The organism is Dysosmobacter acutus (assembly GCF_018919205.1).
Taxonomy (GTDB): domain Bacteria; phylum Bacillota; class Clostridia; order Oscillospirales; family Oscillospiraceae; genus Oscillibacter; species Oscillibacter acutus.
The window spans coordinates 2288027-2303119 of the sequence record NZ_JAHLQN010000001.1; the positions used below are offsets into that span (position 1 = coordinate 2288027).

Consider the following 15093-nt stretch of genomic DNA (forward strand, 5'->3'; position numbering starts at 1 on the left):
TCGTATCCGTCTTTCTTCCCTTCAACGTCTTTAACAGGAATATTCTACGGAGGTTTGCAGCTTTTGTCAAGAGCACTCTTTGAATTCGCTTACTCTTTTGTCAGCACGCCGGTCAAATCCACCTCTTTGCCGTCGCTCCAGAGCCGCTCCAGGGAGTAGAATTCCCTGGCCTCCTCGGAGAACACGTGGATTGCCACGCTGCCGTAGTCCAGCAGCACCCAGGTTCCGTCCCGGTAGCCCTCCCTGTGCAAAGGCTCCTCCCCCTGGGTTGTCAGCTTTTCCTCCACGGCGCCGCACAAGGCGGAGATTTGGGTGTTGGAGGTGCCGGTGGCAATGACAAAATAATCCACCAGTGTGGTCAGGTCTGTGATCTCAAGGACTTTGATGTCTCCGCCCTTTTTGCTGTCCAATGCGGCGGCGGCAGCCAATGCAATTTCTTTTGGGGTCATTCCATTTCTTCCTTTCTATGCGGCCATGGAATCCGCCGGAGTTCCCGCGGACTGGGCCGGCTGTGTGGGTTCGCCGGGTACCGGCCAATTGTCGATCCCGCCGGTGGAGGGAGGCAGCATGACCTCCCCGCCTGTATCAGGAGGTGTGGTTTCCCCGCCGGTGGAGGGAGGCGTCGTCTCGCCGCCCGTCTCCGGAGGCGTGGTTTCCCCGCCGGTGGAAGGAGGCGTCGTCTCGCCGCCCGTCTCTGGGGGCGTGGTTCCCCCGCCCGTTTCCGGCGGCATTGTCTCTCCCCCTGTCTCTGGCGGCACCGTTTCCCCGCCCGTCTCCGGAGGCGTGGTTTCACCACCGGTCTCGGGTGAGGTCGTCTCGCCGCCTGTCTCCGGAGGCGTGGTCCCTTCTCCGGAGGAGGTGACAGGCGGGACCGCCGCCTTGGCGTCCTCCACCCGTCCGGTGGTGGAGCCGATGCTGCCGTCGGAGTTGACGAACATGATGTCCAGCTCAGACATCCTGGAGGGCTCCACATAGGGACTGAGGGAGTTGTTGACCAGTTCCAGCAGCTCGTCGGCCACCGGCACCACATAGGAGAGGGTCTGCTTATAGCTGCGGCTCCAGGCATATACTCCCTTATAGGGCATGGTGACAAAGTTCACGTTGTCCATGGAGAGACCGCCCACAATGGCGGACTTACCGAACCAGAAGAGGTTCTGCCAGGTCAGGTCCGTCTCCACACACTCGGTAAAGATTTTTGCAAACTTCTCAATTTTTGTCAGGTTCTTCACCTGAAGCAGCTGGGAAATCACGGCCTTGAGAAAATTCTGCTGAGTCTCAATGCGGCCGATGTCGCCGTTATTATACCCGTTTTTCCCGTCCCGGAACCGGACCACGCCCATGGCCTGTTCGCCAGTGAGCTTCTGATATCCCTTTTTGATGTGAATGGACAAGTCCTGATAGGGGTCCTCATAATCCATATCCCGGGGCACCTCGAAATAGACCCCGTCCATGGCGTCCACTAACTTGCCCACGGCTTCCCACTCCACGATCACCCGGTAATCGGGCACAAAGCCCACCAGCTGGGAAATCTCCTTGTAGAGCGCGTCGATGCCCTTTTCCCCGCCGCCGTAGAAGTTGTAGACGGAGTTGATCTTTTTCACGTCCCAGGAGACGTTCACCATGGTGTCGCGGGGGATGTTCATCACTGTCATCTTCTGATTGGTCACATCATAGGACGCCAGCATCATGGTGTCACAGTTGCCGCCGCCCCCGGTATCCCGTCCTAACACCAGAATAGTATAGTAGTCCTTGGACTTGCGCTCTCCGGTGGCCTTGGGCTGCACGCCCTCCTCGGAACTCACCGGGTCCTCCTGCTCCTTTTCCTGCTTGCCCGCTCCAGGGACCTCCGGCCTTACAAAGAGAAGCATATAGGCAATCAGCAGCACCAGCGCCACGGCCAACACCGCCGCGCCCGCCACCATCCACTTTTGCTTCTTGGTCAGTTTTTTCTTTGGCCCCCTGGGGCTTTTCTGACCCACCCGCTTACCTTGGTATTTATCCACGCCCGTTCTTTCCTTTCAGCTCGCTGAGCGCTTCCAGCGTATTTTTATGGATGGGGTTGCCACGCTGGTTCATCTCGTCCGCCGTCATCTGCAATCCCATCTCCAGTCCCTCGTCCAGACTGCGGTAGCATGCCTCACGAAGCTCCTCCACTCCGGGGAAATCCCGGTTGGGTTCAATGTAATCCGCCAGATACAACACCTTTTCCAGCACGCTCATCTCCGCTTTTCCGGTGGTGTGCCAGCGGATGGCCTCCACCACCTCCTCCGGCTCGCCGAACACGTACTTGGCAATGGCCGCCCCGGTCTTGGCATGCATCAGCTTCAGCGCGTTGCGCTCCAGTTCGTCCAGCTCCACGCCATAACGGCTGCAAAGCTCCAGCTGCTCCTGGATATCCAGTTTCTTGGTGCAGTCGTGGAGCAGAGCGGCCTCCCGGGCCATCTTCACATCCGCCCCGTAACGCTCCGCCAGCCGGACCGCCTCCTGCTCCGTGCCTAAGACGTGGGGTATGCGCTTGTGCTTGAGGTAGCTCAGCGCCACCGGCCGCAGCTGCTCCGGCGTCAGATGCTTCAAGTCCGCGCCGGTGCCGTAAAGGCCCTCTCTCAGAATGTAGCCGTATACCGCGGGAGGCAGATACTGCTGTCCGCCGCCCCGGCCCAACTCCTCCCGGAGCTCGGTGGAGGAGACATCCACCACATGGGGCAGCGTTAATGTGAAAATCCTTGCGTCCGGATAGGTGCGGTGCAGGTAGTCCTGCTGCACAAGGAAGAGCTCTTTGGTATCGGCCTGGGTGCGGCCAAACGCGGCGATCCCGGCAAGGCTCAGTATCCTGGCCGGATCCCTCCAGGCCTGGAAGGTCAAAAACATATCCGTGCCCATCAAAAGCCAGAACTCAGCGCCCGGGTACTGCGCATGGAGCTGCTCCAGGGTGTCACTTGTGTAGCTTTTTCCCTCCCGGCGCAGTTCAATATCCAGTACCTGGGCATTGCTGCCCAGGCCCATCTGATCGGCGGCCAGCCGCGTCAGCTCCAGCCGCTGATCCGCCGTGGGGCTGCCGGGAGGCAGCACCTTGTGCGGCGGCTCCCTGGCCGGGATCAGCAGAAGACGGTCTATTTTCAAAAGCTCAAAAACCGCCTTTGCCGCGGTGATATGGCCCAGATGGGGCGGATTGAATGTCCCGCCATAGACACCGATACGCATACATCGCTCCCCTTTTCCTCTATTTTCTTTAGGACGCTGCTTCGTGTCAAATGGTTTCCGCTGGATTGTAAACTAATTTTGAACAATTGTCAAAGGGACTTCGGCGCCGCCTTGACCAGCTGGATTTTCCGTCTGCTCTTGTCCCGGTTCTGCCGATAGAGCACAAATTTGCTGCCAATGACCTGCACCTGTTCGCTGTGCGTCAGCCGGGCCAGCTCCTCACATGCCTCTCGGGCCGTGTACACGGAGTTTTCCAGCACCCGGCACTTGATGAGCTCCCGGGCCTCCAGGGCTCCGTCCGCCTGCTTGATGAGGTTCTCCGTGATGCCGTCCTTGCCGATGTGGACGATCACGTCCTCTCCGTTGGCCAGGCCCCGCAGCTGGGCCCTCTGCTTACTTGTCAGTTCCATCTATTTCTCCTGTCTCTTTAAATATTGTCCCAACTCCGCCGCAAAGGCCCTCAGCGCCTTTCCCCTGTGGGAAATGGCCGCCTTCTCCTCCAGGCTCATCTGGGCAAAGGTCTTGCGCAGCTCCGGCACAAAAAACACCGGGTCATAGCCAAAGCCCTGGTCCCCCATGGGCGCAAAAGCGATGGTTCCTTGGCACTCCCCCTCCGCCTCCAAAAGGTCCCCGTCGGGAAAGGCACAGGCGATGGCGGTGCGGAAGCAGGCGGAGCGGTTGGTCTGACCCCGGAGGGAATTTAAAAGCAGCAGATAACGGCCCCGGTCATCCAGGTCCTCCCCGCCGTAACGGGCGGTATACACCCCGGGCGCGCCGTCCAGCACATCCACGCACAGTCCGGAGTCATCGGCGATGGCCGGAAGCCCCGAGGCGCTGCACACGGCCTGTGCCTTCAATCTGGCATTTTCCCCAAAAGTGGTGCCGGTCTCCTCCACCTCCACATCCAATCCGAGGTCGGACTGGAGGACGATCTCCACCCCAAGCTCCTTCAGCGTCAGCGCCAGTTCCGTCAGTTTTCCCGGATTCCGGGAAGCCAGTACAAATTTCATCTTACAGCCCTCCTACCACGCGCTTTTGCAGTGCGACCAGCTCCCGGTTTCCCTTGGCGCACAGGCGCACCAGCTCCTGCTGCTCCGCCTGGGTGAAGGCCCGGCCCTCGCCGGTGCCCTGAAGCTCGATCAGCTCTCCAAGCTCATTCATCACGCAGTTCAGGTCCACCTGGGCCCGGGAATCCTCGCTGTAGCACAGGTCCAGCATGGGCGTTTCATCCACAATGCCGGCGCTGACGCCGCAGACAAAGCGGCGGATGGGCGTCGCGCCCAACACGCCGTCGGCCACTAACTTCCGGCAGGCCAGGGCCAGGGCGATGAAGCCGCCGGTGACGGAGGCCGTCCGGGTTCCCCCGTCGCCCTGGATCACATCGCAGTCGATGGTGATGGTACGCTCTCCCAATCGCTTTAGGTCCACGGCAGCGCGCAGGCTTCTGCCCACCAGGCGCTGAATCTCCGCGCTGCGGGGGCTCAGCTTCAGCTTGGACACATCCCGCTTGCTGCGCTCCCGGTTGGCCCGGGGCAGCATGGAGTACTCCGCCGTCACCCAGCCGCTCCCCTCAGCCACGTGGGGCGGGACCCGCTCCTCCACGCTGGCGCAGCAGAGCACCTTGGTATCGCCGCACGCGATGAGGCAGCTGCCTTCGGCAAATTTGACAAAATCGGTGGTGATTTGAATGGGGCGAAGTTCATCTATCGCCCGGCCGTCTATTCTGGTCATGACTTACTCCTATTTCTTAATAGACTCCACTCAGGCCCTGCCCCGTATCAGGGCCGCCGCCCGCTGGTAGTCCTCCTTTGCCACATAGAGGATATATTCCCGCCGCTGCGGCGTACGCGTCTCCAAACCGCCCACTTGGGCATGGTTCAGGGCGTCGGCGGCCAGGCCGGGCGCTTTCACTGCGCTCTCAATCCCGGCCTCGGACAGGGCGGCGCGCAGCGCGTTCAGCTTCTCCATGCCCCACACCACGGTGAGCTCCCTGCGGTTGAACATCGTAATCATAGCCGCTCCTTTCCTTGTCTTCTTTAAATGATGGCCTCCACGTACTCCCTTGCGTCAAAGGGCCGCAGGTCCTCCAGCCCCTCGCCCACGCCCGCGTACTTGACGGGCACGCCTAACTCCTGGGCGATGGCGATGACGATCCCTCCCTTGGCGGTGCCGTCCAACTTGGTGAGCACGATGCCGGTGAGTCCGGCGGTCTCCTTGAACTGCTTTGCCTGAATCAGGCCGTTCTGGCCCGTGGTGGCGTCCAGCACCAACAGCGTCTCCCTTGCGGCGCCGGGGCATTCCCGGTCGATGATCTTGGAGAGCTTCGAAAGCTCATTCATCAGGTTCTGCTTGTTGTGCAGCCGCCCCGCGGTGTCGCAGAGCACCACGTCCGCGCCCCGGGCCCGGGCTGCCTGCAAGGCGTCAAAGAGCACCGCGCCGGGGTCGGCGCCCTCATGCTGGCGCACCAGTTCGCAGCCGGAACGCTCCGCCCAAATCTGGAGCTGATCGGCGGCGGCGGCCCGGAAGGTGTCCGCAGCGCACAGCAGCACCCGCTTTCCCTCCTGGCGCAGCCGGTAGCCTAACTTGCCGATGGAGGTGGTTTTACCCACGCCGTTGACGCCGATCACCAGCACCACGCTGGGCCTGGTGGAAAGGTCCAGGGCCTCGTCCCCCACATCCAGCATCTGGGCCAGAATCTCCCGCAGCGCCTCCTTGACGGCGCTCTCTCCGGAGATGCCCTCCCGCTTCATACGGGAGCGCAGCTGCTCCACCGCCTTGGTGGAGGTTTCCATCCCCACGTCCGCTAAGATCAGCATTTCCTCCAAGTCGTCAAAAAACGCCTCGTCGTCCGGGGAAATGGAATAGCCGATGATGTCCTCCTGCCAGATTTTTTTCAGTTTGCTAAAAAAGCCCATACGTCCGCTCCTCAGTTTCAATGGATTCTGCTTCAATAAAAGGATCACTCTTAAGTATTCCCGGCCAAGCTCCGGGAGAACCGCAGAATTCTTCTTACCGGATCTTCAGTTCCTTGGCCAGATCGTTTAAATTGATGGTCAAAATCTTGCTGACGCCCCGCTCCTGCATGGTCACGCCGTAGAGCACATCCGCCTCTTCCATGGTGCCCCGGCGGTGGGTGATGACGATGAACTGGGTGCGTCCGGCGATGCGCCGCATGTATTTTGCAAAGCGGGTGACGTTGGCGTCGTCCAGTGCCGCCTCGATCTCATCCATTACGCAAAATGGCGTGGGATGTACCTTCAATATGGAGAAATACAGCGCAATGGCCACAAAGGCCTTCTCTCCGCCGGAGAGCAACGTGATGGTCTTCAGGCTCTTCCCCGGCGGCTGGACCTTGATGTCGATGCCGCAGTTCAGGATATCCTCCTCGTCCTCCAGCTCCAGCCGTGCCTGGCCGCCGCCGAAGAGCTCCAGAAACGTCTCCTGAAAGCTCTCGTTGAGCAGCTTGAACTGCTCGGCGAAAATCCCGGTCATCTCCCGGGTGATCTCGTCGATGATCCCGGCCAGCTCCTCCTTGGCCCGCTCCACGTCGTCCCGCTGGCCGGAGAGGTAGGTATAGCGGGTGTTGACCCGTCCAAACTCCTCGATGGCGCCGATGTTGGGCGTGCCCAGGGAGCCGATCTCCCTCTTGAGCTCGCCGATGCGGCGGTTGGCCCTATGCAGGCTCTCCAATTCGATGCGCTGGGCCTGGGCGTCGGAGTGGCTGAGCTCGTAGTGCTCCCACAGCCGGTCCAGAATCTGCTTCTCCTCCAGAGCGGAGGTGGCGATCTTCTGCTCCAGGCGGGAGGCGGAGCGCTCCAGATTCAGCAGCGTCTCATTCATCTCCTGCCCCGCCCTGTTCCTTGCGGTGCGCTCGGCCTCCAGGGCGATCTTCTCCTCATTGATGGCGCCCAGCCGCTGCTGGAGGGACTGGCTCTGCCCGCGCAGCGCCCCGACCGCGCCGTCGTGCAGGGCGATCTCCCCCTCGGCCTCGGCGATGGTCTTTTCATACCGGGCCTTCAGCTGCTCCTTCTCTCCCTGGTCGCCGGACATCTGAGACTGGAGACGCCGCAGATCCTCAAGGGACCGCTCCGTAACCTCCCGCTCGGCGTTGAGGGCCGCGAGGCCGGATTTTCGCTGGCTGATGGACTCCGCCAAGGTGCCGCTGCGCTCCAAAAGCTCCGACTGGCCGGAGAGCTGCTCCTCCGCCTGGGAGCGGTATTGGGCGGCCAGGCCGTCCTGGCGGGCCGTCTCCTGTTCAATCGCCTCGGCCCGGGCCCGGTTGTCCTCCAGCCTGCCCCGCACGGAGGCCAATTCTCCCTCAAAGGTTTCGCAGCTGCTTTTCAGACTGTCGATCAAAATTGCATAGTGGTTCCCGCTGCCCTCCAGTCGCAGCACTTCGTCCTCCGCCTGGCGCTTTTGCCCCTCGGCAACCTCCACCTCGTACTGGGCGGCGGAGAGCTCCCGGCCGGCGCTTTCCTCATCGGCCCGGGCCTGCTCCAATTTCTGGTGCAGCGCCCCGGCCTGGGACTTAAGCCGCTTGAGCTCTCCCGCCCGGCTGAGCACGCCGGCATTGCGGCTGACGCTGCCGCCGGTCATGGAGCCGCCCCGGTTGATGACCTGTCCGTCTAACGTCACGATGCGGAACCGGTTCTGATACTTCCTTGCCATGGCGATGCCGCAGTCCAGGTCCTCCACCACCACGGTGCGGCCCAGCAGATTCAGGAAAATCCCACTGTATTGGGGATCAAAGCGCACCAGATTGGAGGCTATGCCCACAAAGCCGTATTCGCTCTCCACCCGCGGCTCCCGTAGCTCCTCTCCCCGGATGGCGGAGAGGGGCAGGAAGGTGGCGCGGCCACCGTCGCGCTGCTTCAGGTAGCCGATGGCGGACTTGGCGTCCTCCTCCCGGTCCACCACGATATTCTGCAGGCCCGCTCCCAGGGCGATCTCAATGGCCACGGAGTAAGCTTCCTCCGTGTTCATCAGGCTTGCCACCGGGCCGTGGATGCCCCGCAGGGACCCCTGCATCACCATGCGCACCGCCTTGGAAAAGCCCTCGTACTCCTTTTCCATCTCTTCAAGGAGGCGGATGCGGTTGTCCATTGCCCCCGCGTCCATGGTCAGCTTCATCCGCCTGTCCGTGGCTTCCTTGTGACGGCGCTTGCGCTCGGCCATCTTCATGGCGTGTCCGGCGATGATGTTGGAGACGGCGGTGGCCTCCTCCTTCGCCTCCTCCAGGGCGCGCCGGTTTTCCCGGGCCTCCTGCTCACTCTGGCGCAGCCGCTCTTGGGCGGAGGCAAGCTCCCCTTCTATCGCGGCGGCACGCTCGCCAAGCTCCCGGCTCTCCGCCGCAAGGGCGGAGGACTCCGCCCGGCACTCTGAGGCCGCGGCCACGGCAATGGCCTCCCGGGCCCGCAGTGCCTCCGCCCGAGACTGCCTGCCGCCCGCCAGGCGGGAGGCCTCCTCCGCCTGGCTCAACAGCTCCTCCAATTCCTGCCGGAGAAGGGCGGCCTGGGCGTCGATGGCCGCGATACGGCTGGTCTGCTCGTCGATCTGGGACTGCATCCCGCCGGATCGCTCCTCCTGCTCGGCAAGCTCCCGGTCGATGCGCTCAATGGTCTCCTCAGCGTGGCGGATGTTGGAGCGGAGGACGGCGACGCCGGCCTCCTCATCATGGATCTTCGTCTCCAGCTCCGAAATTTGACCACGGACCTGCTCCGCCTCGATGTCCTTTTGCTGCATATCCGCGCCACAGCGCTCCGACTGGGCGTAGAGCGCGTTCAGCTCCTCCCGGGCCCGGTCCCGCTGGGCCTGCGCCTCGTGGAAATCCGATTCCAGCTGCCGCGCGCCCGCCTTCAGCGTCTCCAGGTTCTCCAGCCAGACGGAGATCTCCAAAACGCGCATCTCATCCCGGAGCACCAGGTAGCGCTTGGCCTTTTCCGCCTGGTCCCGCAGCGGCTCCACCTGGAGCTCCAGCTCGGCGATCTTGTCGTTGATGCGCACCAGGTTCTCCTCCGTGCGCTCCAACTTGCGCTCCGACTCCTCCTTGCGGTGGCGGTATTTGGAGATGCCCGCTGCCTCCTCAAAGACCTCCCGGCGCTCACCGCTCTTGACGGACAAAATCTCGTCGATTTTGCCCTGCCCGATGATGGAGTAGCCCTCCCGGCCCATGCCGGTATCTAAAAAAAGCTCGTATACGTCCCTGAGCCGGACGCTTTGACGGTTGATGTAGTATTCGGATTCGCCGCTGCGGTAATAGCGCCGGGTGACGGCCACTTCCGCCTCGTCCATGGTGGGGAAGATATGCTCGGTATTGTCGATGACCAGCGTGACCTGGGCAAAGCCCACCTGGCCCCGCTTTTCCGTACCCCCGAAGATCACATCCTCCATCTTGGCGCCCCGCAGGCTCTTGGTGCTCTGCTCCCCCATCACCCAGCGGATGGCGTCGGAGATGTTGGACTTACCGCTGCCGTTGGGTCCCACAATGGCGGTGATGTCCTCTCCAAAATTCAGGACGGTCTTGTCCGGAAACGATTTGAAGCCTTGTATCTCCAGCGCCTTGAGTAAATGCATGCTTTCACCTCTGTCTGTCAGCTTCAATGGAAAAGCAGGCCCTGTTCCAGCCCGCCTTTGATCCATGCGCCTGATTTCATACCCGGTTTTCCTGAAAGTAAAGTCTTTTACGCAGTTTTCCCAGGCAAACGGATCATCTTGGTCATTATAGCGGAGGTCCGCACCCCGGTCAAGCCGCTTTGCCGCCGGGCGTTTTCCGCTTTTATTGCAGGATAATATTGTATTTTACCACACCGGCCCTGTGATTTCCACAAAAATGCACTCTATTTTCCAACTATTTGCGCTTTCCGCTTCTGCCCAAACCGCCCGCCGACGGATTTTTTTCATTGAGGGCTTGACAAAGTTTATATCTTGCATATAATGAACATATGAACAATCATTCATTTGTTAGGAGGCGATCCCATGGAAGACCAGTATAATGTGGAGTGCTGTGACTTTATCCACGCCCACGAGGACATCGTGGAGCGGGTCCGCAAGGAGCTGCCCAGTGAGGATGCGCTCTACGACCTGACGGAGCTGTTTCGCATTTTCGGCGATTCCACCCGCGTCCGCATCCTATATGTGCTCTTTGAGGCGGAGATGTGCGTGTGCGACATCGCCCAGCTTCTGGGGCTCACCCAGTCCGCCATTTCCCATCAGCTCCGGGCGCTGAAAAACGCCAGGCTGGTCAAATCCCGCCGGGAGGGCAAGACGGTGTTTTACTCTTTAGCGGATGACCACGTGAAAACCATCATCGACCAGGGAATTGAGCACGTTTCCGAGTAAATTCAAATTTTTATTGATAAATGAGGAGGAACCCACATGAAAAAGCGCTACAACCTGACCGATCTGGACTGTGCCAACTGCGCGGCGAAAATGGAGAATGCCATCAGGAAAATCGACGGCGTACACGACGCCGCCGTCAGCTTTATGACCCAGAAGCTGACCATCGAGGCCGATGACGCCCGCTTTGACGAAATACTCAAGGAGGTCGTGGCCATCTGCAAAAAGGTGGAGCCGGACTGTGTGATCCATGTGTGATGCGCTCCGCGGCTGATCTCCAGCCGAAAGCGGCCGGCCCCGCGCTCCGGCTGGCTCCATGGCGCCGGCAAGCTCCGGCACCGTCTGTCTGCCTGGCGGGCCAACGCCGAACATCCGCTTCCGTTATTCGGAGGCGAAATCCACTTTCGGAGGAACCTGTATGAGCAAAAAGCAAAAGAAGATGCTGACCCGCATCCTTACATCGGCGGTACTGCTGATCCTTGTCAAGCTGCTGCCTGTCATCTCCCTCCCGGCTTCCGTCCCTCTCCTCTCCCTCAGTCACACAGCCCCGGACGGCACGGCGGCCTTTACTCTGAGCCGCTGGCCTTTGTACCTGATTCCCTATCTCATCATCGGATGGGATGTGCTTTGGCGGGCCGTACGCAACATTGCTCACGGCCAGGTTTTTGACGAAAACTTTCTGATGGCGCTGGCCACGGTGGGCGCTTTCGCCACCGCGGAATACGCCGAGGCCGTGTTCGTCATGCTGTTCTACCAGGTGGGCGAGCTGTTCCAGGACTATGCGGTGGGCAAATCCCGCCAGTCCATTGCCTCCCTGATGGACATCCGCCCGGACTACGCCAACCTGGAGGAGGACGGCCAGCTGAGTCAGGTGGACCCTGAGGAGGTGTCTGTGGGCGCCATTGTCGTGGTAAAGCCCGGCGAACGGGTGCCCTTGGACGGCACCGTGGTGTCGGGCAGCTCCGCCCTGGACACCGCCGCTCTGACCGGGGAATCCGTGCCCCGGGACGTGATGCCCGGCGACGCGGTGATCAGCGGCTGCGTCAACCAGACCGGCGTGCTTCGGATTCAGGTCACCCGGGAGAGCAGCGAGTCCACTGTGTCCAAAATCCTGGATCTGGTGGAGAATGCCAGTGAGAAAAAGTCCGCCAGTGAAAATTTCATCACCCGCTTTGCCCGGTACTACACGCCCTGTGTGGTTGCGGCGGCGGCGCTGCTCTTTCTCCTTCCCTCCGCCGTTCTTGCCCTGGCGCCGGACAGCGCGCTGCCCGCGTTCCTATCAGGCACCGTGTGGTCCGACTGGCTCCACCGGGCGCTGATCTTCCTTGTGATCTCCTGCCCCTGCGCTCTGGTGATCTCCGTGCCTCTCAGCTTTTTCGGCGGCATCGGCGGCGCTTCCAAATGCGGCATCCTGGTCAAGGGCAGCAACTACTTAGAGGCGCTGGCCAACACGGAGACCGTTATCTTTGACAAAACCGGCACGCTGACCCGCGGCACCTTCTCCGTCACCGCCATCCATCCGGAGTCCGGCCTGAAAGCGGAGCAGCTCCTGGAGTACGCCGCTCTTGCGGAGTACTATTCCGACCACCCCATCTCCCTCTCTCTGAAGGCCGCCTGCAAGGCGGAGCCGGACCCGGCCCGGGTATCCGACGTGGAGGAGATCGCCGGCCACGGCGTATGCGCCTGCGTCGACGGCAAACGGGTCTGCGCGGGCAACAGCCGCCTGATGAACCGCCAGCACATTGCCTTTCAGCCCTGCGAACTGCCTGGCACCATCGTCCATGTGACGGTGGACGGCGTTTACGCCGGCCACATCCTCATCGCCGACCAGCCCAAGGAAGACGCGAAAGACGCCATCGCCGACCTGAAGGCCGGCGGCGTCCGCAAGACCGTGATGCTCACCGGCGACTCCAGGGCCACAGCGGAGGCCATCGCCTCGGAACTGGGGATCGATGAATACCATGCCGAGCTGCTGCCCGCCGACAAGGTGGAGTGGATGGAACGGCTGCTGGCCGATAAAAGCCCCGGCGGCAAGGTTGCCTTTGTGGGCGACGGCATCAACGACGCCCCTGTCCTGACCCGCTCCGACATCGGCATTGCCATGGGCGCCCTGGGGTCCGACGCGGCCATCGAGGCCGCCGACATCGTGCTGATGGACGACAAGCCCTCCAAGATTGCAACAGCCATGCGGATTTCCCGCAAGACGCTGCGCATCGTCAAGCAGAACATCTGGTTCGCCCTGGGCGTTAAGGCCGCCGTGCTTGCGTTGGGCGCCTTCGGCGCGGCCACCATGTGGGAGGCTGTATTCGCCGACGTGGGCGTTGCCTTCCTTGCCATTTTAAACGCCACCCGGGCCCTCCGCGTGGAGGAGTTCCGATAGGCGCGTTGTGAAAAGAAGAAGCATCCGGCGTTTACTCCGCCGGATGCTTTTTCTCATCAATTTGTCCATAAAGGCACTCCAGCGCCTCGGAAAGCCCGCCCACATGGTCGATCAGCCCCAGGCTCACCGCCTCCTCGCCGTAGAGCACGCTGCCCACATCCGCCGCCATCTCACCGGTTTTGAGCATCAGCTCCAGAAATTTTTTCTCGCTGATGTGGGAGTTTTTGCAGACGAACTTCACAATCCGCTCCTGCAGCCGGTCAAAATAATTGTAGGTCTGGGGCGCGGCGATCATGGTCCCGTTCATGCGCACCGGATGAATGGTCATGGAGGCCGAGGGCACGGCAAAGCTCACCTTGGCCGATACCGCCAGCGGCACGCCGATGGAGTGGCTGCCGCCCAACACCAGGGAAACTGTGGGCTTTTGCATGCCGGAGATCAGCTCCGCGATGCCAAGGCCCGCCTCCACATCCCCGCCCACTGTGTTGAGCAGGAGCAGCAGCCCGTCGATGTCCTCTGACTCCTCCAAGGAGGCCAGCAGCGGCATCACATGTTCATACTTTGTGGTCTTTGTATTTTGATTGAGAACCATGTGGCCCTCCACCTGTCCCACGATGGTCAGGCAGTGGATGGCGCCATGGCTGTTTCGCGTGGTGGCGCTGCCCATGTCCACGATCTGCTGCTGCCAGCGCTCCGGCGCCTCTTTCTTCTCCCCGTCGCCGCTCTCCGGGGTCACTTCCTTCGTCTTGTCTGCCAAAACAATCCCTCCTTAATGATCCTCCTTAGGATGAACCGTTTGTCAGAAAATAAACCAAACTTGCAAACGCTTTTCAATCTGCTATACTGAATTCCGGGAATTTTAAGAATAAAGCGGGCGCGCCCGCTGAAACTGGAGGAGTTTTCTATGGCAATTTTAGGCTTCATCGGCACCGGCAACATGGGGACCGCCCTGGCCACGGCGGCCTGCAAGACCGTTTCCGCAGATCAGGTTCTCCTGGCCAACCGCACCCGGTCCAAGGCGGAATCGCTGGCCGTCAAGTTGGGGTGCCGGGTATCCGACAACGAGACCATCGCAAGACAGGCGGAGTACATCTTCTTAGGCGTCAAGCCCCAGATGACCGAGGACCTGCTCTCCGGCATCGCCCCCATTCTGAAGGAGCGAGGCGACGGCTTTATTCTGGTGTCCATGGCTCCGGGACTGACCACCGCGGATATCCGGCGTCTGGCCGGGGGAAGCTATCCGGTGCTTCGCATCATGCCCAACACGCCCTCCTCCATCGGCGAGGGGATGATCCTGTACGCTCCCGGCGAGGGTGTGGACGGTGAACGGACGGAGGAGTTCCTCTCCCTCATGGCCGGAGCCGGCCTTTTCTGCCGGCTGCCGGAGCGTCTCATCGACGCGGGCAGCGCCGTGTCCGGCTGCGGCCCCGCTTTTGTAAACCTCTTTGTGGAGGCCATGGCCGACGGAGGCGTGGCCTGCGGCCTGCCCCGGGCTCAGGCGCTGGAGATGGCCGCGCAGATGACCGCCGGCACCGCCCGGCTGATCCTTGCGACAGGCGATCACCCAGGCGTCCTCAAGGACGCGGTCTGCTCCCCCGGAGGCAGCACCATTCAAGGGGTGCGTACCCTGGAACAGGGCGCCTTCCGGGCCACGGTGATGGACGCGGTCATCGCCGCGTACGAAAAAAACCAGTCCTTGGGTAAGTAAGATGAACGCCCGCCGGAAATTATTCCGGCGGGCGTTTTTCCCTTTTGCGCACAGGTTTCTCCTTGACATGCCTCGAGTTTCAAGGTATGCTATACATAGAGAATCGATGTATGAAAGGAGCTTGCCTATGGGCCGGAAGCAAACCATGGACCACACCGCGCTGCTGGTGCTCTCTTTGCTGAGCCAGGGGGACATGTACGGCTATCAGATGATCGCGGAGTTAGAGCGCCAGTCGGACCACACCTTTGAGATGAAGGAGGGAACCCTCTACCCCATTCTCCACGGCCTGGAGCGCTCCGGCGCAGTGGAGTCCTACCGGACCCAGGCCCCCTCCGGCAGGGAGCGGAAATACTACCGCCTGACGGAAAAGGGCGCCGCTGCTTTGAAGGCGGAGGCGGAGCAGTGGCGCCGCTACAGCCACAGCGTCAACGCGGTGCTGGAGCAGGCCATGGGGCTTGCGTGAGGAGCG

The 15093-nt window shown here is 61.4% G+C and carries 15 protein-coding genes and 1 other annotated feature (1 of these 16 running past the window's edge); of the genes, 5 read left to right on the plus strand and 10 right to left on the minus strand.

The window, feature by feature from the left end; genetic code table 11:
* Positions 1-34, minus strand: a binding site (T-box leader) (it extends 199 nt beyond the left edge of the window).
* A 55-nt stretch (positions 35-89) separates the two neighbouring features.
* From rsfS to smc, 9 genes are all read right to left on the minus strand, one after another.
* Complete coding sequence (gene rsfS, locus KQI82_RS10945; protein WP_216632788.1) at positions 90-449, minus strand: ribosome silencing factor; 360 nt, start codon at positions 447-449, stop codon at positions 90-92.
* 15 nt (positions 450-464) lie between these two features.
* Positions 465-2003 (minus strand): LCP family glycopolymer transferase, encoded by a 1539-nt coding sequence (locus KQI82_RS10950; RefSeq protein WP_216632789.1) that lies wholly within the window; start codon positions 2001-2003, stop codon positions 465-467.
* Positions 1996-3201: a nicotinate (nicotinamide) nucleotide adenylyltransferase gene (gene nadD / locus KQI82_RS10955; protein WP_216632790.1), complete on the minus strand. Its 1206-nt coding sequence runs from the start codon at positions 3199-3201 to the stop codon at positions 1996-1998. The genes KQI82_RS10950 and nadD overlap by 8 nt, the downstream gene beginning before the upstream one ends.
* Before the next feature lie 89 nt (positions 3202-3290).
* A complete protein-coding gene (locus KQI82_RS10960) occupies positions 3291-3611 on the minus strand; it encodes a YhbY family RNA-binding protein (protein ID WP_216632791.1) in 321 nt (106 codons plus the stop codon).
* Positions 3612-4211: an XTP/dITP diphosphatase gene (locus tag KQI82_RS10965; RefSeq protein ID WP_216632792.1), complete on the minus strand. Its 600-nt coding sequence runs from the start codon at positions 4209-4211 to the stop codon at positions 3612-3614.
* Between the two features lies 1 nt (position 4212).
* The gene (gene rph / locus KQI82_RS10970; protein ID WP_216632793.1) at positions 4213-4932 is read right to left on the minus strand and encodes a ribonuclease PH; all 720 of its coding nucleotides are present in this window, start codon (positions 4930-4932) and stop codon (positions 4213-4215) included.
* A gap of 30 nt (positions 4933-4962) precedes the next feature.
* Positions 4963-5214, minus strand: coding sequence for a hypothetical protein (locus KQI82_RS10975; RefSeq protein ID WP_216632794.1), 252 nt, complete (start codon positions 5212-5214; stop codon positions 4963-4965).
* A 23-nt stretch (positions 5215-5237) separates the two neighbouring features.
* Positions 5238-6116: a signal recognition particle-docking protein FtsY gene (gene ftsY / locus KQI82_RS10980; protein WP_216632795.1), complete on the minus strand. Its 879-nt coding sequence runs from the start codon at positions 6114-6116 to the stop codon at positions 5238-5240.
* A 94-nt stretch (positions 6117-6210) separates the two neighbouring features.
* Positions 6211-9774: a chromosome segregation protein SMC gene (gene smc / locus KQI82_RS10985; protein ID WP_216632796.1), complete on the minus strand. Its 3564-nt coding sequence runs from the start codon at positions 9772-9774 to the stop codon at positions 6211-6213.
* 402 nt (positions 9775-10176) lie between these two features.
* Here smc and KQI82_RS10990 point away from each other — a divergent pair, with 402 nt between their 5' ends.
* From KQI82_RS10990 to KQI82_RS11000, 3 genes are all read left to right on the plus strand, one after another.
* A complete protein-coding gene (locus KQI82_RS10990) occupies positions 10177-10539 on the plus strand; it encodes an ArsR/SmtB family transcription factor (RefSeq protein ID WP_216632797.1) in 363 nt (120 codons plus the stop codon).
* Between the two features lie 36 nt (positions 10540-10575).
* On the plus strand, positions 10576-10794 hold the full coding sequence (locus tag KQI82_RS10995) for a cation transporter (protein ID WP_216632798.1): 219 nt from the start codon (positions 10576-10578) through the stop codon (positions 10792-10794).
* Between the two features lie 160 nt (positions 10795-10954).
* The gene (locus KQI82_RS11000) at positions 10955-12916 is read left to right on the plus strand and encodes a heavy metal translocating P-type ATPase (protein WP_216632799.1); all 1962 of its coding nucleotides are present in this window, start codon (positions 10955-10957) and stop codon (positions 12914-12916) included.
* Between the two features lie 31 nt (positions 12917-12947).
* Here KQI82_RS11000 and KQI82_RS11005 read toward each other — a convergent pair whose 3' ends face one another.
* Entirely contained in the window at positions 12948-13673 is a 726-nt protein-coding gene (locus KQI82_RS11005) for a ClpP family protease (protein ID WP_241426696.1), read from the minus strand.
* 147 nt (positions 13674-13820) lie between these two features.
* Here KQI82_RS11005 and proC point away from each other — a divergent pair, with 147 nt between their 5' ends.
* Positions 13821-14624, plus strand: coding sequence for a pyrroline-5-carboxylate reductase (gene proC / locus KQI82_RS11010; protein ID WP_216632800.1), 804 nt, complete (start codon positions 13821-13823; stop codon positions 14622-14624).
* A gap of 127 nt (positions 14625-14751) precedes the next feature.
* Positions 14752-15087 (plus strand): PadR family transcriptional regulator, encoded by a 336-nt coding sequence (locus KQI82_RS11015; protein ID WP_216632801.1) that lies wholly within the window; start codon positions 14752-14754, stop codon positions 15085-15087.
* Positions 15088-15093: the final 6 nt, after the last annotated feature.